We start from the raw sequence: 705 nt of genomic DNA, 5'->3' as shown, positions 1-705 counted from the left end.
CCTTGCGGTGAATGAGGAGAACGCCTCCGGTGGGCGGGTGGTGACGGCTCCGACCAATGGTGCTGCGGGGATCATTCCGGCGGTGTTGTATTACGCGTTGAATTACGCCCCGGGCATGGATAAAGCGACCCGGGCTGATAAGGACGATGTGGTGGTGAAGTTCCTGCTCGCTGCCGGTGCGGTAGGTGTGTTGTATAAGGAGCAGGCGTCCATTTCGGGTGCTGAGGTGGGTTGTCAGGGTGAGGTCGGGTCGGCGTCGTCGATGGCTGCTGCGGGGTTGGCTGAGGTGATGGGTGGTTCCCCGGGTCAGGTGGAGAACGCTGCGGAGATCGCGATGGAACATAACCTGGGGTTGACGTGTGATCCGATTGGCGGGTTGGTGCAGATCCCGTGTATCGAGCGGAACGCGATTGCTGCGGCGAAGGCGATCAACGCGGCGAAGATGGCGTTGTGGGGTGACGGGACGCACCGGGTCTCGTTGGACGAGGTGATCGTGACCATGCGTGAAACGGGCAAGGACATGTCCCACAAATACAAAGAAACAGCGATGGGCGGCCTCGCCGTCAACGTCGTCGAATGCTGAAAAACGCCCGTTGTGAGGCCCGCTTTGCCGCCTAAAACCCAGGCAAAGCACGCAGAGCAGACCCCGCAACGCACTGCCGCAAGAAGATTGAAACCCAAGAACGAAGGAACGTCATGACACTC

At 60.3% G+C, this 705-nt stretch carries 1 protein-coding gene; it reads left to right on the top strand.

What is annotated here, in order from left to right; all coding sequences use genetic code 11:
- Positions 1–583, top strand: a 583-nt coding sequence (locus NEK97_RS19780; protein ID WP_257371408.1) for an L-serine ammonia-lyase, iron-sulfur-dependent, subunit alpha, incomplete at its 5' end; no start/stop codon positions are given.
- Between the last annotated feature and the right edge of the window lie 122 nt (positions 584–705).

Origin of the sequence: Paenarthrobacter sp. UW852, from assembly GCF_024608385.1 — a bacterium.
GTDB lineage: Bacteria > Actinomycetota > Actinomycetes > Actinomycetales > Micrococcaceae > Arthrobacter.
The sequence above is the reverse complement of the archived record's forward strand: the minus strand, read 5'-3'. Positions and strand labels throughout refer to the sequence as shown.